This window comes from Verrucosispora sp. TAA-831 (genome assembly GCF_050780145.1).
In the GTDB taxonomy this organism is placed as follows: domain Bacteria; phylum Actinomycetota; class Actinomycetes; order Mycobacteriales; family Micromonosporaceae; genus Micromonospora.
On record NZ_CP192240.1, the window covers coordinates 2,214,641 to 2,235,614 of the forward strand.

Below are 20,974 nucleotides of genomic sequence, written 5' to 3' on the forward strand. Positions count from 1 at the left end.
TCAGAACGACACCTGCGGGGCGTTGCGCTGCGTCGGGTCGTCCGGCTGGAACAGCGCCGCCGGACCGAACGAGAACATCCCGGCCAGCATGCTCGCGGGGAACACCTCGCGCTTGTTGTTGTAGGCCATCACCGAGTCGTTGTACGCCTGCCGCGCGAAGGCGACCCGGTTCTCCGTGGAGGTCAGCTCCTCGGAGAGCTGCATCATGTTCTGGTTGGCCTTGAGGTCCGGGTATGCCTCGGAGAGCGCGAACAGTCGGCCCAGGGTCGCGCTCAGCGCGTTCTCCGCGCCGCTGAGCTGCTGCATCGCCGCCGGGTCGCCGGGAGCGGCCGACGCGGCGGTCTGCGCGTTGACGGCGTTGTTACGCGCCGAGATGACCGCCTCCAGCGTCTCCCGCTCGTGCTTGAGGTATCCCTTGGCGGTCTCCACCAGGTTGGGGATCAGGTCGTGCCGGCGGACCAGTTGCACGTCGATCTGGGCGAAGGCGTTGCGGTACGCGTTGCGGGCCCGGACCAGCCCGTTGTAGATCGACACGCCGAAGCCGAGCACTGCTACGACGATCACCACCAGACACAGCAATCCGATGATCAGTTCCATGGCCGCTCCCTCGGTTGCACGTCGGTTCCAGCGCTCATGATCGTACGGGCGACAGTCCAGAGCTGCCCGTTCTCCCCTGAGGTGTACGCCCGGTGAGGGCGGGACCGCCATGCGTCCCGCCCGCACCCGACTGTCGGATCAGCGTCCGGCCCGGTACGCCTTGACCGCGCTGTCGCCGATGTCCCAGAGGGCGATCGCGGCGATCACCACGATGCTGATCCGGCTGACCATGGCGAGGCCGCCGTCGCTCAGCCAGGTGAAACGGTCGACGAACTCCGGGTTGAGCAGCCGTTCCTCCTGCAACAGCCAGATCGCCGGACCCGCGAAGCCCAGGTTGAGCAGGACGTTGACGCCGACCAGCGGCCAGGTCCACCGGCGGGCCCGGTACTTGGCGAACTCCAGACCGATGCTGGCGACCAGGACCACGAGGAACACCGGCAGCCAGAACGTCCAGAGCGCCGGGTCGAGGATCGGCAGCCGGTCGCCGCCGTCACCGATCACCCGCTGGAACTGCTGCCAGGGCAGGAAGGCGATGGTGAGGCCGAGGAACACGATCGAGGCCACCGTGTCGGTGAGGGTGACGTCCCGCTCGACGGGCTCCTCGGGCAGGTGGTCGACGGTCCACTCCGGCAGGTGCAGCGGGGTGCCCAGCCGTTCCATCACCGCGAAGACCAGCGTCACCCAGAAGCCGATGTGCACCGCGACGTTGAACGCCGCCCCGATGCCCTCGCCGATGGCGCCGGCCGGGTTCTCGGCGGTGGTGGTCTCCAGCACGCCCATCAGCACGCCGACCACGGCGGGCACGGTGCTCAGCAGCACGATCATCAGGCGTTGCCAGGCCGGGTAGTACTCCGGGCCGATGAGCTGGAGTCTCCGGTCGTGGTAGCGGGCCGCCAACTGTGCCGGGTCGCCCAGCTCGGTGAGCACCTCGCGCTCGGCGGTGGTGGCGTCGAGCCCGGCGGCGGTCCGGCCGTCGATCATGTCGGCGATCGACGCGCGCAGCTCGTCGGCGATCTCCGCACGCCGTCCGGTCGGCACGGAACGCAGCGTCGCGGCGAGATACCGGTCGGTCAGGGAGGTCGTCATCGCGGGGCTCCTTCGATCAGGTCGGTGAGGGAGGTCTGCACGGCGGAGAGGTCGTCGAGCAGTCGGCGCAGCACCTGCTCGCCGGACTCGCTGGTGCGGTAGAACTTGCGCGGCCGGCTCTCCTCGGTGTTCCACTCGCTGCTCAGGAGCCCCTGCTCCTCAAGCCGACGCAGCAGTGGATAGAGGGTGTTGGCGTCCACCGGGAAGCCGTGCCCGGTGAGTCGTTGCAGGAGCGCGTAGCCGTAGTCGGGTCGGCGCAGCGCGACCAGGCTGGCCACCACCACCGTTCCCCGGCGTAGCTCCTGGAGGTGTGTCCGCAGGACGTCGTCGCTGACCATGCGCCACACGATAGTGTGTGCCACACAGCATTGTCCAACTCGCAATAGTGTCTGCTGCACGACATGGTGTCGGGACGAGGCGTTTCACGTCACAAGATAAAACTTTGCAGAGACTGCATCTTTGGTTCTACAGTTCTGCCGTGACCTCGGAAGACTCGACCTCGCTGGGCCGACGCGACCGCAAGAAGCGGCAGACCCGGGCCGCCCTCGCCACCGCCGCGCTGCGCCTGGTCGCCGAACGCGGACTCGACCAGGTCACCGTCGAAGAGATCAGCGAGGCGGCCGACGTCTCCTCGCGGACCTTCTTCAACTACTTCCCGACCAAGGACGACGCCCTGATCGGCGACACCGAGGCCGACCGGGAGGTGGTGCTGGCCGCGTTCGCCGCCGCACCCGCGCACCTGCCGGCGCTGGAGGCGCTCCGGCGCGCCTTCTCCGAGGTCGTCGACGAGGTGCAGGGCAACGCCGAACTGTCACTGCTGCGGATGCGGGTGGTCAGCCAACACCCGGTGCTGCTGGCCCGCCTGATCTCCGGCAACGCGGTCACCGAACGGGCGCTGGTCGAGGCGGTCGCCGCCCGGACCGGATGTCCGGCCACCGACGCGTACCCGGCGCTCGTCGTCGCGGTCGCCGGAGCCGCACTGCGTACCGCGATGATCCGCTGGGCGACCTGCGACGGCGTCGGCTCCCTCGCCGCGCTGCTCGACGAGGCGTTCGCCACCGTCGCGGCGGGAGTGCCCGACCCGCGTACCGGCTGACCGCCGCCGCACACCGACCTGCCACCACCCCCGGGCGCGACCGTGCCCCGGGCAGAACCACGCGTGAGGAAGCGTCCATGACCGCAACAACCGAGCCGATCGACGCCCCCGAGTCGGGTGGCGGCGCGATGTCCCGCCGGGAGATCCTCCAGGCCCTCTCCGGGCTGATGGTCGGCATGTTCGTGGCGATTCTCGCCTCGACGGTGGTGGCGAACGCGCTGCCCCGCATCATCGCCGACCTGCAGGGCAGCCAGACCGTCTACACCTGGATCGTGACCAGCGAGCTGCTGGCGATGACCGCCACCGTGCCGCTCTGGGGCAAGATGGCCGACCTCTACAGCAAGAAGCTGCTCATCCAGCTCTCCCTCGGCCTGTTCGTGGTCGGCTCGCTGATCGCCGGACTCTCCCGCACCGTCGAGGTGCTGCTGTTCAGCCGGGTGGTGCAGGGCATCGGCGCGGGCGGCATGACCGCGCTGGCGATGATCGTGATGGCGGCCATGATCCCGCCGCGCGAACTCGGCCGCTACGCCGGCATCTTCGGCGCCGTCTTCGGCGTCGGCACCATCGCCGGACCGCTGATCGGCGGCGTCCTCGTCGACACCTCCTGGCTGGGCTGGCGCTGGTGCTTCCTGATCGGTGTGCCGTTCAGCATCGTCTCCATCGTGCTGCTCCAGCGCACCCTGCACCTGCCGGTCACCCGACGCCGGGTACGCATCGACTGGGCCGGCGCGGCCCTGATCACCGCCGGGGTGTCCACGCTGCTGATCTGGTCCTCGCTGGCCGGGCACAAGTTCGCCTGGGCCTCCGGCTGGACCGCGCTGATGGTCGTCGGCGGCCTGGCGCTGCTCGGCGCGGCGATCTGGGTCGAGGCCCGGGTCCCCGAGCCGATCATCCCCCTCAAGATCTTCCGCAGCCGGACCGTCGCGCTGACCACCATCGCCAGCATGCTGGTCGGCGTCGCCCTCTTCGGCGGCACCGTGTTCCTGTCCCAGTACTTCCAGACCTCGCTGGGCAAGTCACCGACCATCGCCGGACTGATGAGCCTGCCGATGATCCTCGGACTGCTCGTCTCCTCCACGGTCGCCGGCCAACTCATCACCAAGTACGGCCGGTGGAAGGCGTACCTGGTGGCCGGGGCCGCCGTGATGGTCGTCGGCATGCTCCTGCTGTCCACCATCGGCACCGACACCCCGCTGCCACTGCTCTTCACCTACATGGCGATCCTCGGCACCGGCGTCGGCATGCTCATGCAGAACCTGGTGCTGGCGGCGCAGAACGACGTACCCGCCCACGAACTGGGCGCGGCCACCTCCGTGCTGACCTTCTTCCGCAGCATGGGTGGCGCGATCGGGGTGAGCGCCCTCGGCGCGGTCCTGGCCAACCGGGTCACCGGCCTGATGACCGCGCAGCTCGGCCCGGCGGCGGCCCCCGCCGACGGCGGCACCACCGAGGTACCCGACCTCTCCGCGCTGCCCGAGCCGGTGCTGGTGATCGTGCGCGACGCGTACGCCACCGCCACCTCCGAACTGTTCCTCATCGGCGCGCCGATCGCGTTCCTCGCCCTGGTCGCCGTGCTGTTCATCCGCGAGAAGGCGCTGCACACCGTCAGCGGCGACGAGCGGGCCCGCCAGGAGGCCGGCCTGCCGACGCACTGATCGCCACCGACCGCCGATCGCCCCGGGCACTGCCGCCCGGGGCGATCGGTCCTGCCCGCTCGCGCGGCATTGTCGCGCCCGGGGCCGTCCTACTCACCTGCCCGTCCTGCGCGCGCGGCCCTTCTTGTTCGCGGTCGGCCAGCAGGTGGTGCCCTGCCGGAAGGTGCGCTCGACGTAGGCCGCCGGGCCCACCTGGAAGCCGCCGACGCCGGGCCGGATCGGGTGGCCGGTGAACGACGCCACCCGGGACCACCCGCACCAGGTACGCGCTGGCGGTGAACACCGGGACCAGTCGACCATGCTTGAAAATCAGCAGGACGCCTCCCGCCCTGCGGGGCTGGCCCCGGTTGATCAAGAAGTTCTGATGACGGGAAGGACGGTGTCGGGGGCACGAACTCCTTGGTCATCTGCATCACCCGCCCACTTCTCGGCATTGCGCGCTCTGGTGTGGACGGTCCGGCGGGGAGCTGGCTGCGCCAGCCCGGCTTTTCGTTGTCCGGCTTCGTCGATCATGGAGTTGGGGTTCCGTAGCCGAATCGATCATGGAGTTGAGGTTGTTGATATGTGCTGATATGCGCGTTATGGAACTGCCGCAACTCCATGATCGGCGGGGCTGGTGTCGGGTGGTGGGGGAGGGCGGGGTGGTGGGGATGCCTGCGGGGTTCGGGGTGTATGGGGTGGAGCGGCTGCTGGGCGTGGCGGCGTTCGCGACCGTGTGGCTGGTGTTACGCCTCGGGACTGGACGCCCGCGTGGCGGATCAAGGTGCTTGCCGAGAACGGGCATCACGACGTACGCGTCCGGAACGCTTCCTGGACGAGGCCCGGCTGCTGCGGCGGATGGAGGGCGACCGGCTGGTGCGGGTACGCGCCGTCGGTGAGCTGCCGGACGGCCGGGCCGTACCCGGTGACGGACCTGGCCGACGGGGCAGCCTGTGGGGCCCGCCCACCACCTTGTCGGGTCGGTGCGGTCGGCCGCGCGGACCGGCCCGGCATGATCCGCGACACCCCGGCGGACCGGGGGCGCGCGGCGCGCTGGAACGGTCTCCGGCGGCAGGGTTAGGGTTAGCCCCGACCGTCTCGATCATCCGACCCGGGGGGCTCCGTGGGCGATTCGTTCGCGCATCTGCACGTGCACACGGAGTATTCGATGCTCGATGGTGCGGCCCGTCTCAAGGACCTGTTCGCCGAGGTCAAACGGCAGGGGATGCCGGCCGTGGCGATGACCGACCACGGCAACATGCACGGCGCGAACGACTTCTACAAGCAGGCCATGGCCGCCGGGGTCACCCCGATCCTGGGCATCGAGGCGTACGTCGCGCCGGAGTCGCGCTATCACAAGAAGCGGGTGCGCTGGGGTCGGCCGGAGCAGAAGAGCGACGACGTCTCGGGTAGCGGCGGTTACACGCACAAGACGATCTGGGCGCGCAACAAGACCGGCCTGCACAACCTGTTCACGCTGACCAGCAAGGCGTACACCGAGGGCTACTTCGTCAAGTGGCCCCGGATGGACGCCGAGTTGCTGGCCGAGTACGCCGATGGCCTGATGGCCACCACCGGCTGCCCCTCCGGCGAGGTGCAGACCCGGCTGCGGCTGGGCCACGACGCGCAGGCGCTCGAAGCCGCCGCGAAGTACCAGGACATCTTCGGCAAGGAGAACTACTTCCTGGAGCTGATGGACCACGGCCTGGACATCGAGAAGAAGGTCCGGGACGGGCTGGTCGAGATCGGCCGCAAGCTCGGTATCCCGCCGGTGGTCACCAACGACTCGCACTACACGCACGAGGCGCAGTCCGAGGCGCACGACGTGCTGCTCTGTGTGCAGACCGGCAGCAACGTCGCCGACCCGAACCGGTTCAAGTTCGGCGGCAGCGGCTACTACATCAAGTCCGCCGACGAGATGCGCGACGTGGACCGCTCCGACGTCTGGCTGGAGGGCTGCCGCAACACGCTGCTGGTGGCCGAGCGGGTCGACCCGGCCGGGATGTTCGAGTTCCACAACCTGATGCCGCGCTTCCCGGTGCCCGAGGGCGAGACCGAGGAGTCGTGGTTCCGCAAGGAGACCTTCGCCGGCCTGGGCCGCCGCTACCCGCAGGGCATCCCCGAGGGCCATGTCGTGCAGGCCGAGTACGAGCTGGGCGTCATCATCCAGATGGGCTTCCCGTCGTACTTCCTCGTGGTGGCCGACTTCATCCAGTGGGCCAAGAACCAGGGCATCGCGGTCGGCCCCGGACGGGGTTCGGCGGCCGGTTCGCTGGTCGCGTACGCGTTGGGCATCACCGACCTGGACCCGATCCCGCACGGGCTGATCTTCGAGCGCTTCCTCAACCCCGAGCGCGTCTCCATGCCCGACGTCGACATCGACTTCGACGAGCGTCGGCGCGGTGAGGTGATCAAGTACGTCACCGACAAGTGGGGTGAGGACAAGGTCGCCCAGATCGCCACCTTCGGCACCATCAAGGCGAAGGCCGCGATCAAGGACTCGGCGCGGGTGCTCGGCTACCCGTACGCGGTCGGTGACCGGATCACCAAGGCCATGCCACCGGCCGTGATGGGCAAGGACATCCCGCTCGAAGGCATCTTCGACCCGAAGCACCCCCGGTACGCCGAGGCCGGCGAGATCCGCGGCATGTACGAGTCCGAGGCCGACGTCAAGAAGGTCATCGACACCGCCCGGGGCATCGAGGGTCTGATCCGGCAGACCGGGGTGCACGCCGCCGGCGTGATCATGTCCGCCGAGCCGATCGTCGACCACATCCCGCTGATGCGCCGGGACTCCGACGGGGTCATCATCACCCAGTTCGACTACCCGACGTGCGAGTCGCTCGGGCTGTTGAAGATGGACTTCCTCGGCCTGCGGAACCTGACCATCATCGACGACGCGGTCAAGAACATCCAGCTCAACCACGGCAAGGAACTGGACCTGCTGGCCCTGCCGCTGGACGACAAGGCCGCGTACGAGCTGCTGGCCCGGGGCGACACCCTGGGCGTGTTCCAGCTCGACGGCGGGCCGATGCGGTCACTGCTGCGGATGATGAAGCCGGACAACTTCGAGGACATCTCGGCGGTCCTGGCGCTGTACCGTCCCGGCCCGATGGGCGTGGACTCGCACACCAACTACGCGCTGCGCAAGAACGGCCTCCAGGAGATCACCCCGATCCACCCGGAGCTGGAGGAGCCGCTGCGGGAGATCCTCGCCCCCACCTACGGCCTGATCGTCTATCAGGAGCAGGTGCAGCGCGCCGCCCAGATCCTCGCCGGCTACACGCTCGGCCAGGCCGACCTGCTGCGCCGGGCGATGGGCAAGAAGAAGAAGGAGATCCTCGACAAGGAGTTCGGCCCGTTCCGGGACGGCTGCCGCGAACACGGCTACTCCGACGAGGCCATCCAGAAGGTCTGGGACGTGCTGGTCCCGTTCGCCGGGTACGCCTTCAACAAGGCGCACTCGGCCGCGTACGGGCTGGTGTCGTACTGGACCGCGTACCTGAAGGCGCACTACCCGGCCGAGTACATGGCGGCGTTGCTGACCTCCGTCGGCGACGACAAGGACAAGATGGCCATGTACCTGTCCGAGTGCCGCCGGATGGGCATCCAGGTGCTGCCGCCGGACGTGAACACCTCCGCCGGGCCGTTCACCCCGGTCGGCAAGGAGATCCGCTTCGGTCTCGGCGCGATCCGCAACGTCGGCGCCAACGTGGTGGCGGCGATCATGCGGTGCCGCGACGAGAAGGGCGAGTACGCCGACTTCTACGACTTCCTGTCCAAGGTGGACGCGGTGGTCTGCAACAAGAAGACCATCGAATCGCTGATCAAGGCCGGGGCGTTCGACTCGCTCAAGCACCCGCGCAAGGCGCTGCTCACCGTGCACGCCGACGCCATCGACGCGTACGCCGACGTCAAACGCAAGGAGGCCGTCGGCCAGTACGACCTCTTCGGTTCGGGCTTCGGCGACACCGAGACCGCGACCACCACGACGGTCATGCCCGTCATCAGCGACGGCGAGTGGGACAAGCGCGACAAGCTCGCGTTCGAACGCGAGATGCTCGGCCTGTACGTCTCCGACCACCCGCTGTTCGGTCTGGAGCACGTGCTGAACGCGGCGGCCGACTGCACCATCGCCACCCTGTCCGAGGAGGGCACCGTGCCCGACGGCGCGGTGGTCACGCTCGCCGGCATCCTCTCCGGCGTGCAGCGGCGGGTCACCAAGCAGGGCCGGGCGTGGGCCTCGGCGACCCTGGAGGATCTCGCCGGTGGGGTGGAGGCGCTGTTCTTCCCGAACACCTACGAGGTGATCGGGCAGTACATCGCCGAGGACGCCATCGTGGTGGTCAAGGGCCGGATCGACCGGCGCGACGACACCCCGCGCATCATGGCGATGGACATGCAACTGCCGGACGTCAGCAGCAACCCGGCGAGCAAACCGGTCACCCTGACGATCCCGGTCAACCGACTCACGCCACCGCTCGCCGACCGGCTCAAGGAGACCCTGCTGCTGCATCCCGGCGACACCGAGGTGCACGTGAAGCTGCACCGCAGCGGCCGGGTCGAGACCTGGCGACTGGGCCTGTTCCGCGTCGCCCCCACCACCGCCCTGATGGGTGACCTCAAGAGCGTGCTCGGTCCCGCCAACGTGAGCTGACCCGGGTCGGCCTGCACGAACCCAGGCCCGAAGCGTTCGGGTGCAGGTCGGAGCGTTCGGATGTCGCCCGGAGCGTTCCGGCCGGGGGCCTGGAGCGTTCGGAGCGGGCCCGGAGCGTTCGGGCTGGGGATCGGGAGCCAGGGTGCGCGGATTGGCGCTGGGGAGCGGGTGTGAGCAGGGCTAACGTCGGGGCGTGGAACTGGAACAGGCACAGAAACTGTGGCAACCGCAGCCCGGGTGGCTGAACACCGCCAGTTACGGGCTGCCGCCGGACCCGGCGTGGGAGGCGTTGCAGGACGCGCTCGCGGCGTGGCGGGCCGGACGCGGCTCCTGGGAGGGCTGGAGCGAGGCGACCGATCGGTCCCGGGCGGCGTTCGCCCAGATGGTCGGCGTGCCGGTGACCGACGTGTCGGTCGGCGCGGTCGTCTCCCAGATGCTGGCTCCGGTCGCCGCCGCACTGCCCGCCGGGGCACGGGTGGTGGTCCCCGAGGTCGAGTTCACCTCCAACCTCTTCCCCTGGCTGGTGCAGGAGGAGCGGGGCGTGCAGGTGCGCACCGTACCGCCGGCCGGGCTCGTCGACGCGATCGACGACGACACCGATCTGGTGGCGTTCAGCCTGGTGCAGTCCGCCGACGGGACGGTGGCCGCGTACGACGAGATCGTCGCGGCGGCCCGGGCGCACGGCGCGCTCGTCGCGGTGGACGCCACCCAGGCGTGCGGCTGGCTGCCGTTCGACGCGAGCCGGGCCGACGTGGTCGTGGCCGGCGGCTACAAGTGGCTGATGGGTCCCCGGGGCACCGGGTTCGCGTACCTCGATCCGGCCCTGCGGGAGCGGCTGCGGCCCGACGCCGCCGGTTGGTACGCGGGCCGCGACCCGCACGCCTCCTACTACGGGCCGCCGCTGCGGCTGGCCGACGACGCCCGCCGTTTCGACATCTCGCCGGCCTGGTTCCCCTGGGTCGGCGCTGCTCCGGCGCTGGAACTGCTGCTGGAGATCGGGGTGCCGGCGGTGCACGCGCACAACGTGGCGCTGGCCAACCGGTTCCTCACCGGCCTGGGGCGACCGCCCGGCGACAGTGCCATCGTCACCGTCGAGGTGCCCGACGCGGAGCACAAGCTGGAACGGGCCGGGGTACGCGCAGCCGTCCGGGCGGGCCGGGTTCGCGCCTCCTTCCACCTCTACACCATCCCCGAGGACGTAGACCTCGCCCTCAACGCCTTGCTGTGATGGAAGGAAGGGTCCCCTGCTGTCGCGTGGTGTATAGCAGGGGGCCCTTCCTAACGCGGTGGAGTCGTTGACGGCCGGCACCCCCGGGCTGGGGGCGCCGGCTGTCGTGTTCGGGTGGGGGTCAGCTGTTCCAGTGTGCGGCGACGAGGTCGGCGGCTTGCTGTTCCCATTGGGCGTAGTGGTCGGGGAACGCGGAGACCTGGACGGTCTGCGCGGCGACGGTCAGCGGCATGTCCTGCCAGCCGTCGACCTGCTTGAGGCCCTTGAGGAAGGCGAGGGTGGCGTATTCGGGGTCGGTGATCTGTTCGACCGTGCCCCAACCGCTGGACGGGCGTTGCTGGAACAGGCCCTGTGAGTCGTGGTCGTTGCGGGCGCCGAGGTGGCCGAGGTTCTCCAGCTTGGATTCCTGGAATGCGGTGCCGATGGCGATGACGGCGGCGCGTTCGTTCATGTCGGCCTTCTTGGTGGCGGCGATGATGGCCTTGGCGTTGTCGATCTGCTCGTCGGTCAGGTCGATGTGGGACTGGGTGCCTTGGACGCCGTGTGGGATCAGTGTGCCGGTGTCGGGCTTGTCGGCTTGGACGGCGGCGGCGATGGGGTTGGTCGGTGTGGTGGTGTCGTGGTTGAGGGGTCCGGCGGCGAGGCCGCCGGCGACGGTGAGTCCGGCGATGGCGAGGACGCTGTTGCGCAGCATGGTGTTCATGGGGGTAGCTCCATTCGGGGGTAGGGCACCGTGGGGGTGTGGTGCCGACGCCGTCCGGCGCTGGTGGCTTTACTAGGGGGGTGACCCTGGCTGGCGCGGTGTGGTGGCCGCTCGCGGTGCCGGGTCCAGGTGTAACGACTGGCGAAGGCGGGCCATTCCCGCAGGGGATCCGGCGCTCCGGATCTGCCGCAGCCGGGTGTGGGCTCTGCGGTGGCCAGTCACCGGATACAACGTCCCCCGCCGCCAATGAATTCCGCCCACGCCAAGCCCAGAGCGGACAAAAGCCCCATACTCGGCGCCTGGGTCAGGCGTGCCCACGGGAGGTGGGTTGATTTGTTGTCGCTATGGCAGCAACAAATCAACCCACCTCCTCGCTCCTCCCGTGCCCGCGCGCCGAGAGGTGCCGAGAGGTTAAGAGGGGACCCCTCCTTGCATCCGGGTCCGGCGGGGCGGGGGTGGGTGTAAGGAGGGGTCCCCTGCTAACGCCTGGTGCATAGGAAGGGTCCCCTCCTTACACCCGGGCCAGCGGGGCCAGCGGAGCGGAGTGTCGCTGGGAAGGGGTGGTGACTGGGGTCACAATGAATACGGATCGGTTCCGTATCGGAATGGGGACGCCTACGCTCGGGATGATTACGGTACTTGGCCGTATCGAAATGTGAAGGGTGTCGGGGGATGCAGCCGAACGAGAACACCGGGCACCCGAGGCGGTGGGCGATCCTCGCAGTGCTGGTCATCAGCCTGCTCGTCGTCGTCCTGGACAACACGATCCTCAATGTCGCGCTGCGTACGCTGGCCGACCCGGTGCACGGGCTCGGTGCCACCCAGGGGGAACTGGAGTGGTCGATCAACTCGTACACGCTGGTCTTCGCCGGGCTGCTGTTCACCTTCGGGGTGTGGGGTGACCGGGCCGGGCGACGGCGGATGCTGCTGATCGGGCTGGTCCTCTTCGGAGTGGCCTCGCTGCTCTCGGCGTACGCGCAGAATCCGGGTCAACTGATCGCGGCCCGCGCGCTGATGGGGGTCGGCGGCGCGGCCATCATGCCGGCCACCCTGTCGATCATCTCCAACGTCTTCGACCCGAGGGAACGGGGACGGGCCATCGGCATCTGGGCCGGTGCGGTGGGGCTTGCGGTGGCGATCGGTCCGGTGCTCGGCGGGCTGCTGCTGGAGCACTTCTGGTGGGGCTCGGTCTTCCTGATCAACGTGCCGGTGACGGCGATCGGCGTGGTCCTGGTGGCGCTGCTGGTGCCCGAGTCGCGGGATCCCGCGCCGGGACGTGTCGACGTGGTCGGTGTCCTGCTCTCGGTGGTCGGCCTGGTGACCCTGACGTACGGCATCATCGACGGCGGCGAGCACGGCTTCGGTCGCCCACTGGTCTGGGCCACGATCCTCGGCGGCCTGGCGGTGCTGGCCTGGTTCGTCGCGTACGAGCGGCGCAGCACCCACCCGTCGCTGGACGTACGCCTGTTCCGGGTGCCACGGTTCGCCGCACCGGTGGCGATGATCGGGCTGGTGTTCTTCGCGGCCATGGGCGTGATGTTCTTCAGCTCGTTCTATCTCCAACTGGTACGCGGCTACAGCCCGTTGCAGACCGGCCTGCTGTTCCTGCCGTTCGCGGTGGCCCAACTGGTCTTCGCGCCCCGCAGCGCCACCATGGTCCGCCGGTACGGCGCGCGGGCCGTCTCGACGGTGGGACTGCTGCTGACCACGGTGTCGCTGGCCGCGTTCGCCTTCGTCGACGCCACCACGCCGATCTGGGTGGTGCTGGTCGTCTTCTTCCTCCAGGGCACCGGGATGGCGAACATCATGCCGCCGGCCACCGAGTCGATCATGTCGGCGCTGCCCCGGGAGAAGGCGGGCGTCGGCTCCGCCGTCAGCAACACCATCCGCCAGGTCGCCGCCGCGCTGGGTGTCGCGGTTATCGGCTCGGTGCTGGCCGCCGGGTACCGCACCGGAATCGCTCCGGCCGTGGCGGACCTGCCGTCCGGGGCGCGGGCGGCGGCCGGCGAGTCGATCTCCGGCGCGTACGGCGTGGCGGGTCAGCTCGGACCGGCGGCACCGCAGGTGATCGCGGCGGCCGACGACGCCTTCGTCTCGGCGATGCACCTGTCCGCGGTGCTGGCCGCGCTGGTCGCGGCGGCCGGTGTCGTGGTGGCGCTGCGGTGGATGCCGGGCCGGGCCGACGCCGCAGCGCCGGTGCCGGTCGGCGAGCCCGAGTTGGCCGGTGCGCCCTGATGTCAGGAACAATGCGGCCATGACGAGCAGTACGGACGTTCCGCGACCGCCCGGGCGGCCGCGGAGCGTCCGCGCGGACGAGGCCATCGTCGAGGCGACCCTGGACCTGCTGGCGGAGGGCAGCACGATCGAGGCGATCTCGGTGGAGGCGATCGCCGCCCGGGCCGGGGTCGGCAAGGCGACCATCTACCGCCGGTGGCCGGGCAAGAACGCGTTGCTGAGCGACGCGTTGCGGACGCTGAAGGGCGACCCGCCGCAGCCGGCCGGTCGGTCCGTCCGGGACGACCTGATCACACTGGTCAGCACCATCGGGCAGCACATCGACCCGCGGGCCGCGAAGATCATGCCGTGTCTGGTGCCGGTGGTGAAACGGGACCCGGAGCAGTACGCGCTCTACCAGAACATCATCGAGCCGCGCCGGGCGGTGATGCGGGAGGTGCTGCGGCGGGGCGTACGCGACGGTGAACTCCGCGCCGACCTCGACGTCGAGGTGACTATGGCGATGCTCACCGGCCCGATGCTCATCCAGCGGGTGATGAACTGGAACCCGGACCTCGACACCACGACCCTCCCGGTGAAGGTCGTCGACCAGGTGCTGGAGGGCATCACCGCCCGCTGAGGCGGACGGGACACGATCGCCGACCACGGCACGGTGTCCGGACGCGCAAGGGGCACGGCGCGGCGGTACGAGAGACGGGCTCACGACCCACCGCAACGCCCCTGACCTGCGCGAATCGGTGTGAACTGATGTCGGGCACCGGGGCGATCGGCGGCGGCCTAGACTACGGGCGTCCCGCGGCGGTCGGGACGCCTGCCGCGGTCTTCGGAGGTCTCCTTGTCGACGCCCATCACCACCACCCTGGCTCTCGGCCCGGACTGGCTCGATCCGGAGTGGTTGATCTCGACCTTCGGGTTGATCGGCATCCTGGTGATCGTCTTCGCCGAGTCGGGCCTGCTGATCGGGTTCTTCCTGCCGGGCGACTCGCTGCTGTTCACCACCGGGCTGCTGGTCGCCGACGGCCAGTACCTCAAGTATCCGCTGTGGCTGGTGTGCCTGCTCATCACCATCGCCGCCATCGCCGGCGACCAGGTGGGATATCTGTTCGGCCGCAAGGTCGGCCCGGCGCTGTTCCGACGCCCGAACTCGCGTCTGTTCAAGCAGGAGAACCTGCTCAAGGCCCACGAGTTCTTCGAGAAGTACGGCGCCCGGTCGGTGGTGCTGGCGCGCTTCGTGCCGATCGTGCGGACGTTCACCCCGATCGTCGCCGGGGTCAGCCGGATGAACTACCGCACCTTCGTCATCTACAACGTGGTGGGCGGCATCCTCTGGGGCACCGGCGTGACGGTCCTCGGCTACTTCCTGGGCCAGATCCCGTTCGTCAAGACGAACATCGAGTACATCCTGATCGCCATCGTGGGGCTGTCCGTGCTGCCGATCGCGTTCGAGCTGCTGCGGGCGCGGATGGCCGCCAAGCGGGGCGTCACCCCGCAGGAGCGCGCGGCGGCCGAGGAGGCGATCCGCGAGACCCGGGAGCACTACGGCAAGCACTGAGCGTCGCCCGGTGTGACCCGGGCGCGGTCGCCCGGGTCACACCGGCCACCGGAGATGTTGGTCGGAGTAGCCCCGCCCCATAGGGTTCGATCATGCAGACGTCGGCGGCCGAGATCGACCAGCCCCGTCGGGACGTCGGGCGCCTGGTGGACATGCTCCTGTGGGGTGCGACCGCACTCGGTGCGATGCTCGCCGCCCTGGCCCATCTCACCGGCGCGGCGCCGGTCCTGCGCTTCTTCGTCACGCTGGCCGCGATCACCCTCGCCTCGGCGGTGCTCGGACGCTCGCTGGACCAGCTCGGTGGGCGGATGCGTCCGGCCGCCATCGGCACCTTCCAGGCGGTGGTCGGCAACCTGCCCGAGCTGATCATCTGCATCTTCGCGCTCCGCGCCGGCCTGGTGGCCGTGGTGCAGGCCGCGTTGATCGGGTCGGTGCTCAACCTGCTGTTGCTGGGCAACGGACTGTCCTATCTGGCCGGTGGGCTGCGCAACGGCACGATGAGCATCGACGGCCGGCACGCCAAGGTCACCCGGGTCATGCTCGTGCTGCTGATGGCCACCCTGATCACTCCGGCGATCGCGGTGAACCTCGGCACCCCCGCCGCCGAGCACACCACCGCGGTCTCCTACGTGGTGGCGATCGCCCTGCTCACCGTGTTCGTGGTGTCGCTGCCGTTCCGGCTCGGCAAGGACGCCGACGCGCCGCCGCCGGTGCACAACGGAGCCGGTGAGGCCAAGGTGGGCACCTGGCCGCTGCCACGCGTCCTGATCCTGGTCGCGGTGGCCGGTCTGCTCATCGCGTTCGAGGCGGACTGGCTGATGGACGCCCTGCTGCCGGCGACCGAGGCGATGAACCTCAACGCCGCCTTCGTCGGTCTCTTCCTGGTGGCCACCGTCGGCAACCTGTCGCAGCTCGCCCCGGCGGTGCAGCTCAGCCTGCGGGGCGACGCCGACACCGCCACCGCGATCACCATGGAGGGCGCGCTCCAGGTCGCGTTGATGCTGGCCCCGGTGCTCATGCTGATCGCACCGCTGCTCGGCGCCGGTGAGTTCACGTTGATCTTCCCGCCGTTGCAGATCGTCGCGGTCATCGTGGCGGCCCTGCTCGTGGTCTTCGTGACCATCGACGGCACGGTCAACCACCTCGAAGGACTGGCGCTGGTGGCGCTCTACACCGTGCTCGGCTCGCTGTTCTGGTGGGGCTGAGACCGGCACGGGCGCACGGCGACTCCGGTGGTGCGGCCGAGTGGGCGGGCGGCGGGCGTGTCCCGGAGCACGTCTCGCAGACGGCATCGGTAGGGTGTCGAACACACGTACTGGCCGGTGGCCGGGGGAGGAGGCGGCGTGCGGGTGCTCGGCGTCGACCCGGGGTTGACCCGATGCGGGGTCGGCGTGGTCGAGGGGGTGCCGGGGAAGCCGTGCACGCTGATCGCCTACTACGTCGTCTACACCGATCCCGGTGACGAGCTGCCCGCCCGCCTGTTGCACCTGGACCGTTCGCTGACCGAGCTGGTCGCCGAGCACCGTCCGGACAGCGTGGCCGTGGAGCGGGTGTTCAGCCAGCACAACGTGCGTACGGTGATGGGCACCGCGCAGGCCAGCGGGATCGCCGTCCTCGCCGGGGCGCGAGCCGGGCTGCCGGTGCAGACGTACACGCCGAGCGAGGTGAAGGCGGCGGTGACCGGCTCCGGGAAGGCGGACAAGGCGCAGATCACGGCGATGGTCACCCGGTTGTTGCGGCTGCCCGAGCCGCCGCGTCCGGCCGACGCCGCGGACGCCCTCGCGTTGGCCATCTGCCATGTGTGGCGGGGTGGCACCCGGTCCAGACTGGCCGTCGCGGCGGACCGGGCGAGACGAGGAGGAGCGAGATGATCGCCAGTGTGAGCGGCGTGGTGACCGCGACCGGCCCGGCCCACGCGGTGATCGAGGTGGGCGGGGTCGGCCTGGCCGTGCAGTGCGCTCCCGGCACCATCGCCGACCTGCGGGTGGGCCAGTCGGCCCGGCTGGCCACCAGCCTGGTGGTGCGGGAGGACTCACTCACCCTCTACGGCTTCGCCGACGACGACGCGAGGGCGCTGTTCGAGCTGCTCCAGACCGCGAGCGGAGTGGGGCCCCGGCTCGCCCAGGCGGTGCTCGCCGTGCACACCCCGGACGCGGTACGCAAGGCGATCGCCAACGCCGACACGGGCGCGCTGACCCGCGTACCCGGGATCGGCAAGAAGGGCGCCGAACGTCTGGTGCTGGAGCTGCGCGACCGGATCGGCCCGGTGGCCGTCGGCGCCGACGGCGCGGCCGGGGTGACCGGCGGGGCCTGGCCGGAGCAGGTCCGCCAGGCGCTGATCGGGCTGGGCTGGACGGCCGGTCAGGCCGACCAGGCGGTCACCGCCGTCGCGGAGACCGTCGACGGACCCACGCCGCCGGTGCCGGTGCTGCTCAAGCAGGCCATCCGGCTGCTGGGCCGGTCCCGGTGACCGCGCCCGACGGCGGGCTGGTCTCGGCGTACGTCAGCGATGCGGAGCGGGACGCGGAGGTCAGTGTCCGGCCGAAGCGGCTGGACGAGTTCATCGCCCAGCACCGCGTCCGGGACCAGCTCGACCTGCTGTTGCAGGGCGCGATGCGGCGCGGTTCGCCGCCGGACCACATCCTGTTGTCCGGGCCGCCCGGCCTCGGCAAGACCACCCTGGCCAACATCGTCGCCGCGGAGCTGGGCACCGGCATCCGGGTGACCAGCGGCCCGGCGATCGAGCGCTCCGGCGACCTGGCCGCGATCCTGACCAGCCTCGCCGAGGGCGACGTGCTCTTCATCGACGAGGTGCACCGGATCGCCCGCCCCGCCGAGGAGTTGCTCTACAGCGCGATGGAGGACTTCCGGGTCGACGTGGTGGTCGGCAAGGGACCCGGGGCCACCGCCATCCCGCTCGACGTCGAGCCGTTCACGCTGGTCGGCGCGACCACCCGGGCCGGGCTGCTGACCGGCCCGATGCGGGACCGTTTCGGGTTCGTCGCCCACCTCGACTTCTATGTCCCCGCCGAGCTGGAGCTGCTGCTGCACCGCTCGGCCCGGATCCTCGGCGTGCCGATCACCGACGACGGCGCGGCGGAGATCGCCGGCCGGTCGCGGGGCACTCCCCGGATCGCCAACCGCCTGCTGCGCCGGGTCCGCGACTTCGCCGAGGTCCGGGCCGACGGGGTGGTCACCGTGGAGACCGCGCGCTCGGCGTTGACCGTGTACGACGTGGACGCCCTCGGCCTCGACCGCCTCGACCGGGCGGTGCTGACCGCGCTGGTGGACTCGTTCCGGGGCGGCCCGGTCGGCCTGTCCACCCTGGCCGTGGCGGTGGGGGAGCAGCCGGACACCGTGGAGGAGGTCTGCGAGCCGTTCCTGGTGCGGGCCGGGCTGCTGGCCCGGACGCCGCGCGGCCGGGTGGCGACCGAGGCCGCCTGGCACCACCTGGGACGTACGCCCCCGAATGGTACATTTGGGTTCGAGGCTCCTGCTGTGCCCGACTTGTTCTCGGTGGACAGCGACCAGCCGTGATCTGTTCGTGATCTGTGCCGCATTCGGCGTTCCCAGATAGAGCGACTAGACTCGCCGCGGTCCGCACAGGATGTGAAAATCCGCCTCCGCTCGGTGCCAGCACCGTGATGGAGGCCAATGGGAAGGTCTACAACCGTGCTCTACGCAGCAGAAGGCGGAGGAGCGGCGGGCTTCACGCCGATCCTCATGATCGCGCTGCTCTTCGGCGTCATGTACTTCATGATGATCCGCCCGCAGCAGAAGCGCCGCCGTGAGGCCGAGGCGATGCAGACCGGCCTCTCCGCCGGCGACGAGGTGGTCACCATCGGCGGGCTCTACGGCACGGTGACCGGCGTCGAGGACGACAGCGTGCTGCTCGAGATCGCTCCCGGAGTGCAGACCCGCTACGCCCGCCCGGCGATCGCCCGGGTGGTCACCAAGGCGGAGCGGCCGGTCGAGTCGCCCGTCGAGGAGAGCGACACCGTCAAGGACTGAACACCGCGCCCACCCGGGCCGCCGCCGCGGCGGTCACCGCGCCCGGGTGGGAGTCACCCGGACGCGTCCCCGTGCGGGTGGCCGCCACACGTGGCGCGAGTGCGACAACTGGATAGATGGCCGACGCCGGGCGTCGGTGTTCCGGCTCGGCCGGTCCACGCGTCCGCGTCGGCCACCCGAGGCGGCGGCACCGGCCCGGGCGCCGTCGGAAGGCAGACCGTGGGCCGGGCAGCCGGCCGACCCGCCGCCGCGCCCGCGGCGGCGCGACCGTACAGGGAGACAGGACAGCCGTGGCACCACCTCAGGGACAGATGCGCCCGGGACGGCAGTTGGCCGTACTCGGGGCCATCTTCATCGTCCTCTACCTTCTGGTGTTCTTCTCGGCCGGCGCCAGCGGGGGCTGGAAGGAACGGCTCGAGCCTCGTCTCGGTCTTGACCTGGTCGGTGGTACCCGGCTGACGCTGGAGGCCACCAACACCCTCGACGGCCGGGCCCCGACGGCGGAGAACCTCGAACAGGCCCGCCAGATCATCGAGAGCCGGGTCAACGCGTACGGCGTGGCCGAGGCCGAGGTGATCACCGAGGGCGACCGCAACATCGTCATCTCCCTGCCCGGCGAGAACCGCGACCTCACCGAGGTCGGCAGCGCCGCCGAGCTGCGCTTCCGCAAGGTGCTGAAGATCGCCGACGGCAGCGGCACGGTCCGCACCCCGGCGCCGACCCCGAGCGGGTCGGTCGAGCCGACGCCGTCCGGGGACGCCGCCGCGAGCCCGTCGCCCACGCCCGAGGCCGAGGTCACCTCTTCGCCGTCGGCCGGTGGCCAGGGCGGTGGCGCGCCGACCCCGACGCCCACCGAGTCGCCCGCCGCGACCCCCTCGCCCTCGCCGAGTGCCGAGGAGGACGTGCCGCAGAGCGTCGAGGAGCAGCGGCAGGCCGTCGAGCAGAAGGTCGGCGCCGAGGCGTGGGCCGCCGCCACCGGCCTCCAGGCCCCGGCGGACCTGGCCGCCGACCCGTCGCTGGCCGAGAAGCTCGCGCCCTTCGCCGAGCTGTCCGGCCGCGAGGTCGCGGTGCTGCCGACGCAGATGCAGTTCAACGTGCCGACCATCAGCTGCCTCCAGCTCGACGACCGGCCGCCGGCCTCGATCTCCGACCCGGAGCAGCAGGCGGTCTCCTGCGAGGCCGGTTCCATCAAGAACCTGCTGGACGTGGCGAAGGTGCTCGGCACCGACGTCAGCAGCGCCACCGCGGTGCGCGACCAGACCAGCCAGTGGGTGGTCAGCCTGGACTTCACCCGCAGCGGCGGGGAGAAGTGGACCGCGCTGACCCGCGAGGCGTTCAACAACGAGGGCCAGGCCTGTGACGCCTCCGCGCTCGGTGACGAGGGTCGCTGCCGTGTCGCCGTGGTGCTGGACAACACGATCATCTCGTCGCCGCAGATCCAGGGCGTGCTCGTCGGCAGCTCGCAGATCACCGGCAACTTCACCAACGCCGAGGCCAGCGAGCTGGCCGGCTACCTCAGCTACGGTGCCCTGCCGGTCACCTTCGAGCCGCAGGAGCAGCAGAACGTCACCGCCACGCTGGGCGCCAGCCACCTGCGGGCCGGTCTGCTCGCGGCCGGCATCGGCATGCTGCTGGTCATCATCTACTCGTTCTTCTACTACCGCCTGCTCGGCTCGGTCATCTTCCTGAGCCTGGTCGCCTCGGCGCTGCTGCTCTTCGGCTCGCTGGTGTTCCTCGGCCGGCAGATCGGCTTCACGCTCACCCTCGCCGGCATCGCCGGCATCATCGTCTCGCTCGGTGTGGCGGCGGACTCGTTCGTCATCTACTTCGAACGACTCAAGGACGAGATCCGCGAGGGCCGCAGCCCGCGCAGCGCGGTGCCGCGAGCCTGGATCCGGGCCCGCCGGACGATCATCTCGGCCAACGCCATCACCATCCTCTCGGCGGTGGTGCTCTACATCGTCTCGGTCGGCACGGTGAAGGGTTTCGCCTTCGCCCTCGGTCTGGCCACGGTGCTCGACCTGCTCGTGGTGTTCCTGTTCCGACACCCGATCATGACGATGCTCGCCAGCACCAAGGCGTTCCTGTCCCCGCGGGTCAGCGGGCTCGGCCGGGTGCTGCCCGCCCGCTCGGCGCCGACCCAGCCTCGCAACCAGCGCGCCAAGGAGGCGTGAC

18 protein-coding genes are annotated in these 20,974 nt (G+C 70.3%); 13 read left to right on the forward strand and 5 right to left on the reverse strand.

What is annotated here, in order from left to right; genetic code table 11:
* The 3 genes from ACQVFL_RS10065 to ACQVFL_RS10075 form a co-directional block, all read right to left on the reverse strand.
* Complete coding sequence (locus tag ACQVFL_RS10065; RefSeq protein WP_176093276.1) at positions 1–597, reverse strand: LemA family protein; 597 nt, start codon at positions 595–597, stop codon at positions 1–3.
* Positions 598–735: 138 nt separating this feature from the next.
* On the reverse strand, positions 736–1,683 hold the full coding sequence (locus ACQVFL_RS10070; protein ID WP_431729226.1) for a permease prefix domain 1-containing protein: 948 nt from the start codon (positions 1,681–1,683) through the stop codon (positions 736–738).
* Positions 1,680–2,021 carry a PadR family transcriptional regulator gene (locus ACQVFL_RS10075; protein ID WP_117229241.1) on the reverse strand — a complete coding sequence of 114 codons (342 nt, stop codon included), beginning with the start codon at positions 2,019–2,021 and terminating at the stop codon, positions 1,680–1,682. Before ACQVFL_RS10075 ends, ACQVFL_RS10070 begins: the two co-directional genes overlap by 4 nt.
* A gap of 140 nt (positions 2,022–2,161) precedes the next feature.
* Between ACQVFL_RS10075 and ACQVFL_RS10080 the strand changes: the two genes are divergently transcribed.
* Together ACQVFL_RS10080 and ACQVFL_RS10085 are read left to right on the forward strand one after the other, a co-directional pair.
* Positions 2,162–2,779, forward strand: coding sequence for a TetR family transcriptional regulator (locus ACQVFL_RS10080; protein ID WP_396691051.1), 618 nt, complete (start codon positions 2,162–2,164; stop codon positions 2,777–2,779).
* 77 nt (positions 2,780–2,856) lie between these two features.
* Positions 2,857–4,434 (forward strand): MDR family MFS transporter, encoded by a 1,578-nt coding sequence (locus ACQVFL_RS10085; protein ID WP_396691049.1) that lies wholly within the window; start codon positions 2,857–2,859, stop codon positions 4,432–4,434.
* Between the two features lie 93 nt (positions 4,435–4,527).
* Here ACQVFL_RS10085 and ACQVFL_RS10090 read toward each other — a convergent pair whose 3' ends face one another.
* Positions 4,528–4,677 carry a hypothetical protein gene (locus ACQVFL_RS10090; protein WP_431729227.1) on the reverse strand — a complete coding sequence of 50 codons (150 nt, stop codon included), beginning with the start codon at positions 4,675–4,677 and terminating at the stop codon, positions 4,528–4,530.
* Positions 4,678–5,536: 859 nt separating this feature from the next.
* On the opposite strand from ACQVFL_RS10090, the gene dnaE reads away from it, so the two are divergent.
* Together dnaE and ACQVFL_RS10100 are read left to right on the forward strand one after the other, a co-directional pair.
* Positions 5,537–9,070: a DNA polymerase III subunit alpha gene (gene dnaE, locus ACQVFL_RS10095; protein ID WP_396691045.1), complete on the forward strand. Its 3,534-nt coding sequence runs from the start codon at positions 5,537–5,539 to the stop codon at positions 9,068–9,070.
* A gap of 193 nt (positions 9,071–9,263) precedes the next feature.
* Positions 9,264–10,298, forward strand: coding sequence for an aminotransferase class V-fold PLP-dependent enzyme (locus ACQVFL_RS10100; RefSeq protein ID WP_431729228.1), 1,035 nt, complete (start codon positions 9,264–9,266; stop codon positions 10,296–10,298).
* Between the two features lie 121 nt (positions 10,299–10,419).
* Here the strand turns inward: ACQVFL_RS10100 and ACQVFL_RS10105 are convergent, their stop codons facing one another.
* Complete coding sequence (locus ACQVFL_RS10105) at positions 10,420–11,001, reverse strand: hypothetical protein (protein WP_431729229.1); 582 nt, start codon at positions 10,999–11,001, stop codon at positions 10,420–10,422.
* Positions 11,002–11,673: 672 nt separating this feature from the next.
* On the opposite strand from ACQVFL_RS10105, the gene ACQVFL_RS10110 reads away from it, so the two are divergent.
* The 9 genes from ACQVFL_RS10110 to secD all read left to right on the forward strand — a co-directional run bounded on the left by ACQVFL_RS10110 (position 11,674) and on the right by secD (position 20,973).
* Positions 11,674–13,236: an MFS transporter gene (locus ACQVFL_RS10110; protein ID WP_431729230.1), complete on the forward strand. Its 1,563-nt coding sequence runs from the start codon at positions 11,674–11,676 to the stop codon at positions 13,234–13,236.
* A gap of 19 nt (positions 13,237–13,255) precedes the next feature.
* Complete coding sequence (locus ACQVFL_RS10115) at positions 13,256–13,855, forward strand: TetR/AcrR family transcriptional regulator (protein WP_431729231.1); 600 nt, start codon at positions 13,256–13,258, stop codon at positions 13,853–13,855.
* Positions 13,856–14,071: 216 nt separating this feature from the next.
* A complete protein-coding gene (locus ACQVFL_RS10120) occupies positions 14,072–14,788 on the forward strand; it encodes a DedA family protein (RefSeq protein ID WP_396698855.1) in 717 nt (238 codons plus the stop codon).
* A gap of 92 nt (positions 14,789–14,880) precedes the next feature.
* Positions 14,881–15,993 carry a sodium:proton exchanger gene (locus ACQVFL_RS10125; RefSeq protein WP_396698857.1) on the forward strand — a complete coding sequence of 371 codons (1,113 nt, stop codon included), beginning with the start codon at positions 14,881–14,883 and terminating at the stop codon, positions 15,991–15,993.
* A 138-nt stretch (positions 15,994–16,131) separates the two neighbouring features.
* A complete protein-coding gene (gene ruvC, locus ACQVFL_RS10130) occupies positions 16,132–16,659 on the forward strand; it encodes a crossover junction endodeoxyribonuclease RuvC (RefSeq protein ID WP_396698859.1) in 528 nt (175 codons plus the stop codon).
* On the forward strand, positions 16,656–17,258 hold the full coding sequence (gene ruvA, locus ACQVFL_RS10135) for a Holliday junction branch migration protein RuvA (RefSeq protein WP_396698861.1): 603 nt from the start codon (positions 16,656–16,658) through the stop codon (positions 17,256–17,258). The genes ruvC and ruvA overlap by 4 nt, the downstream gene beginning before the upstream one ends.
* Positions 17,255–18,325, forward strand: coding sequence for a Holliday junction branch migration DNA helicase RuvB (gene ruvB, locus ACQVFL_RS10140; protein WP_431729232.1), 1,071 nt, complete (start codon positions 17,255–17,257; stop codon positions 18,323–18,325). The genes ruvA and ruvB overlap by 4 nt, the downstream gene beginning before the upstream one ends.
* 135 nt (positions 18,326–18,460) lie before the next feature.
* Positions 18,461–18,799 (forward strand): preprotein translocase subunit YajC, encoded by a 339-nt coding sequence (gene yajC / locus ACQVFL_RS10145; protein ID WP_350695037.1) that lies wholly within the window; start codon positions 18,461–18,463, stop codon positions 18,797–18,799.
* 290 nt (positions 18,800–19,089) lie between these two features.
* Positions 19,090–20,973, forward strand: a complete 1,884-nt coding sequence (gene secD / locus ACQVFL_RS10150; protein WP_396698865.1) for a protein translocase subunit SecD — start codon at positions 19,090–19,092, stop codon at positions 20,971–20,973.
* The last annotated feature ends 1 nt before the right edge of the window (position 20,974 follow it).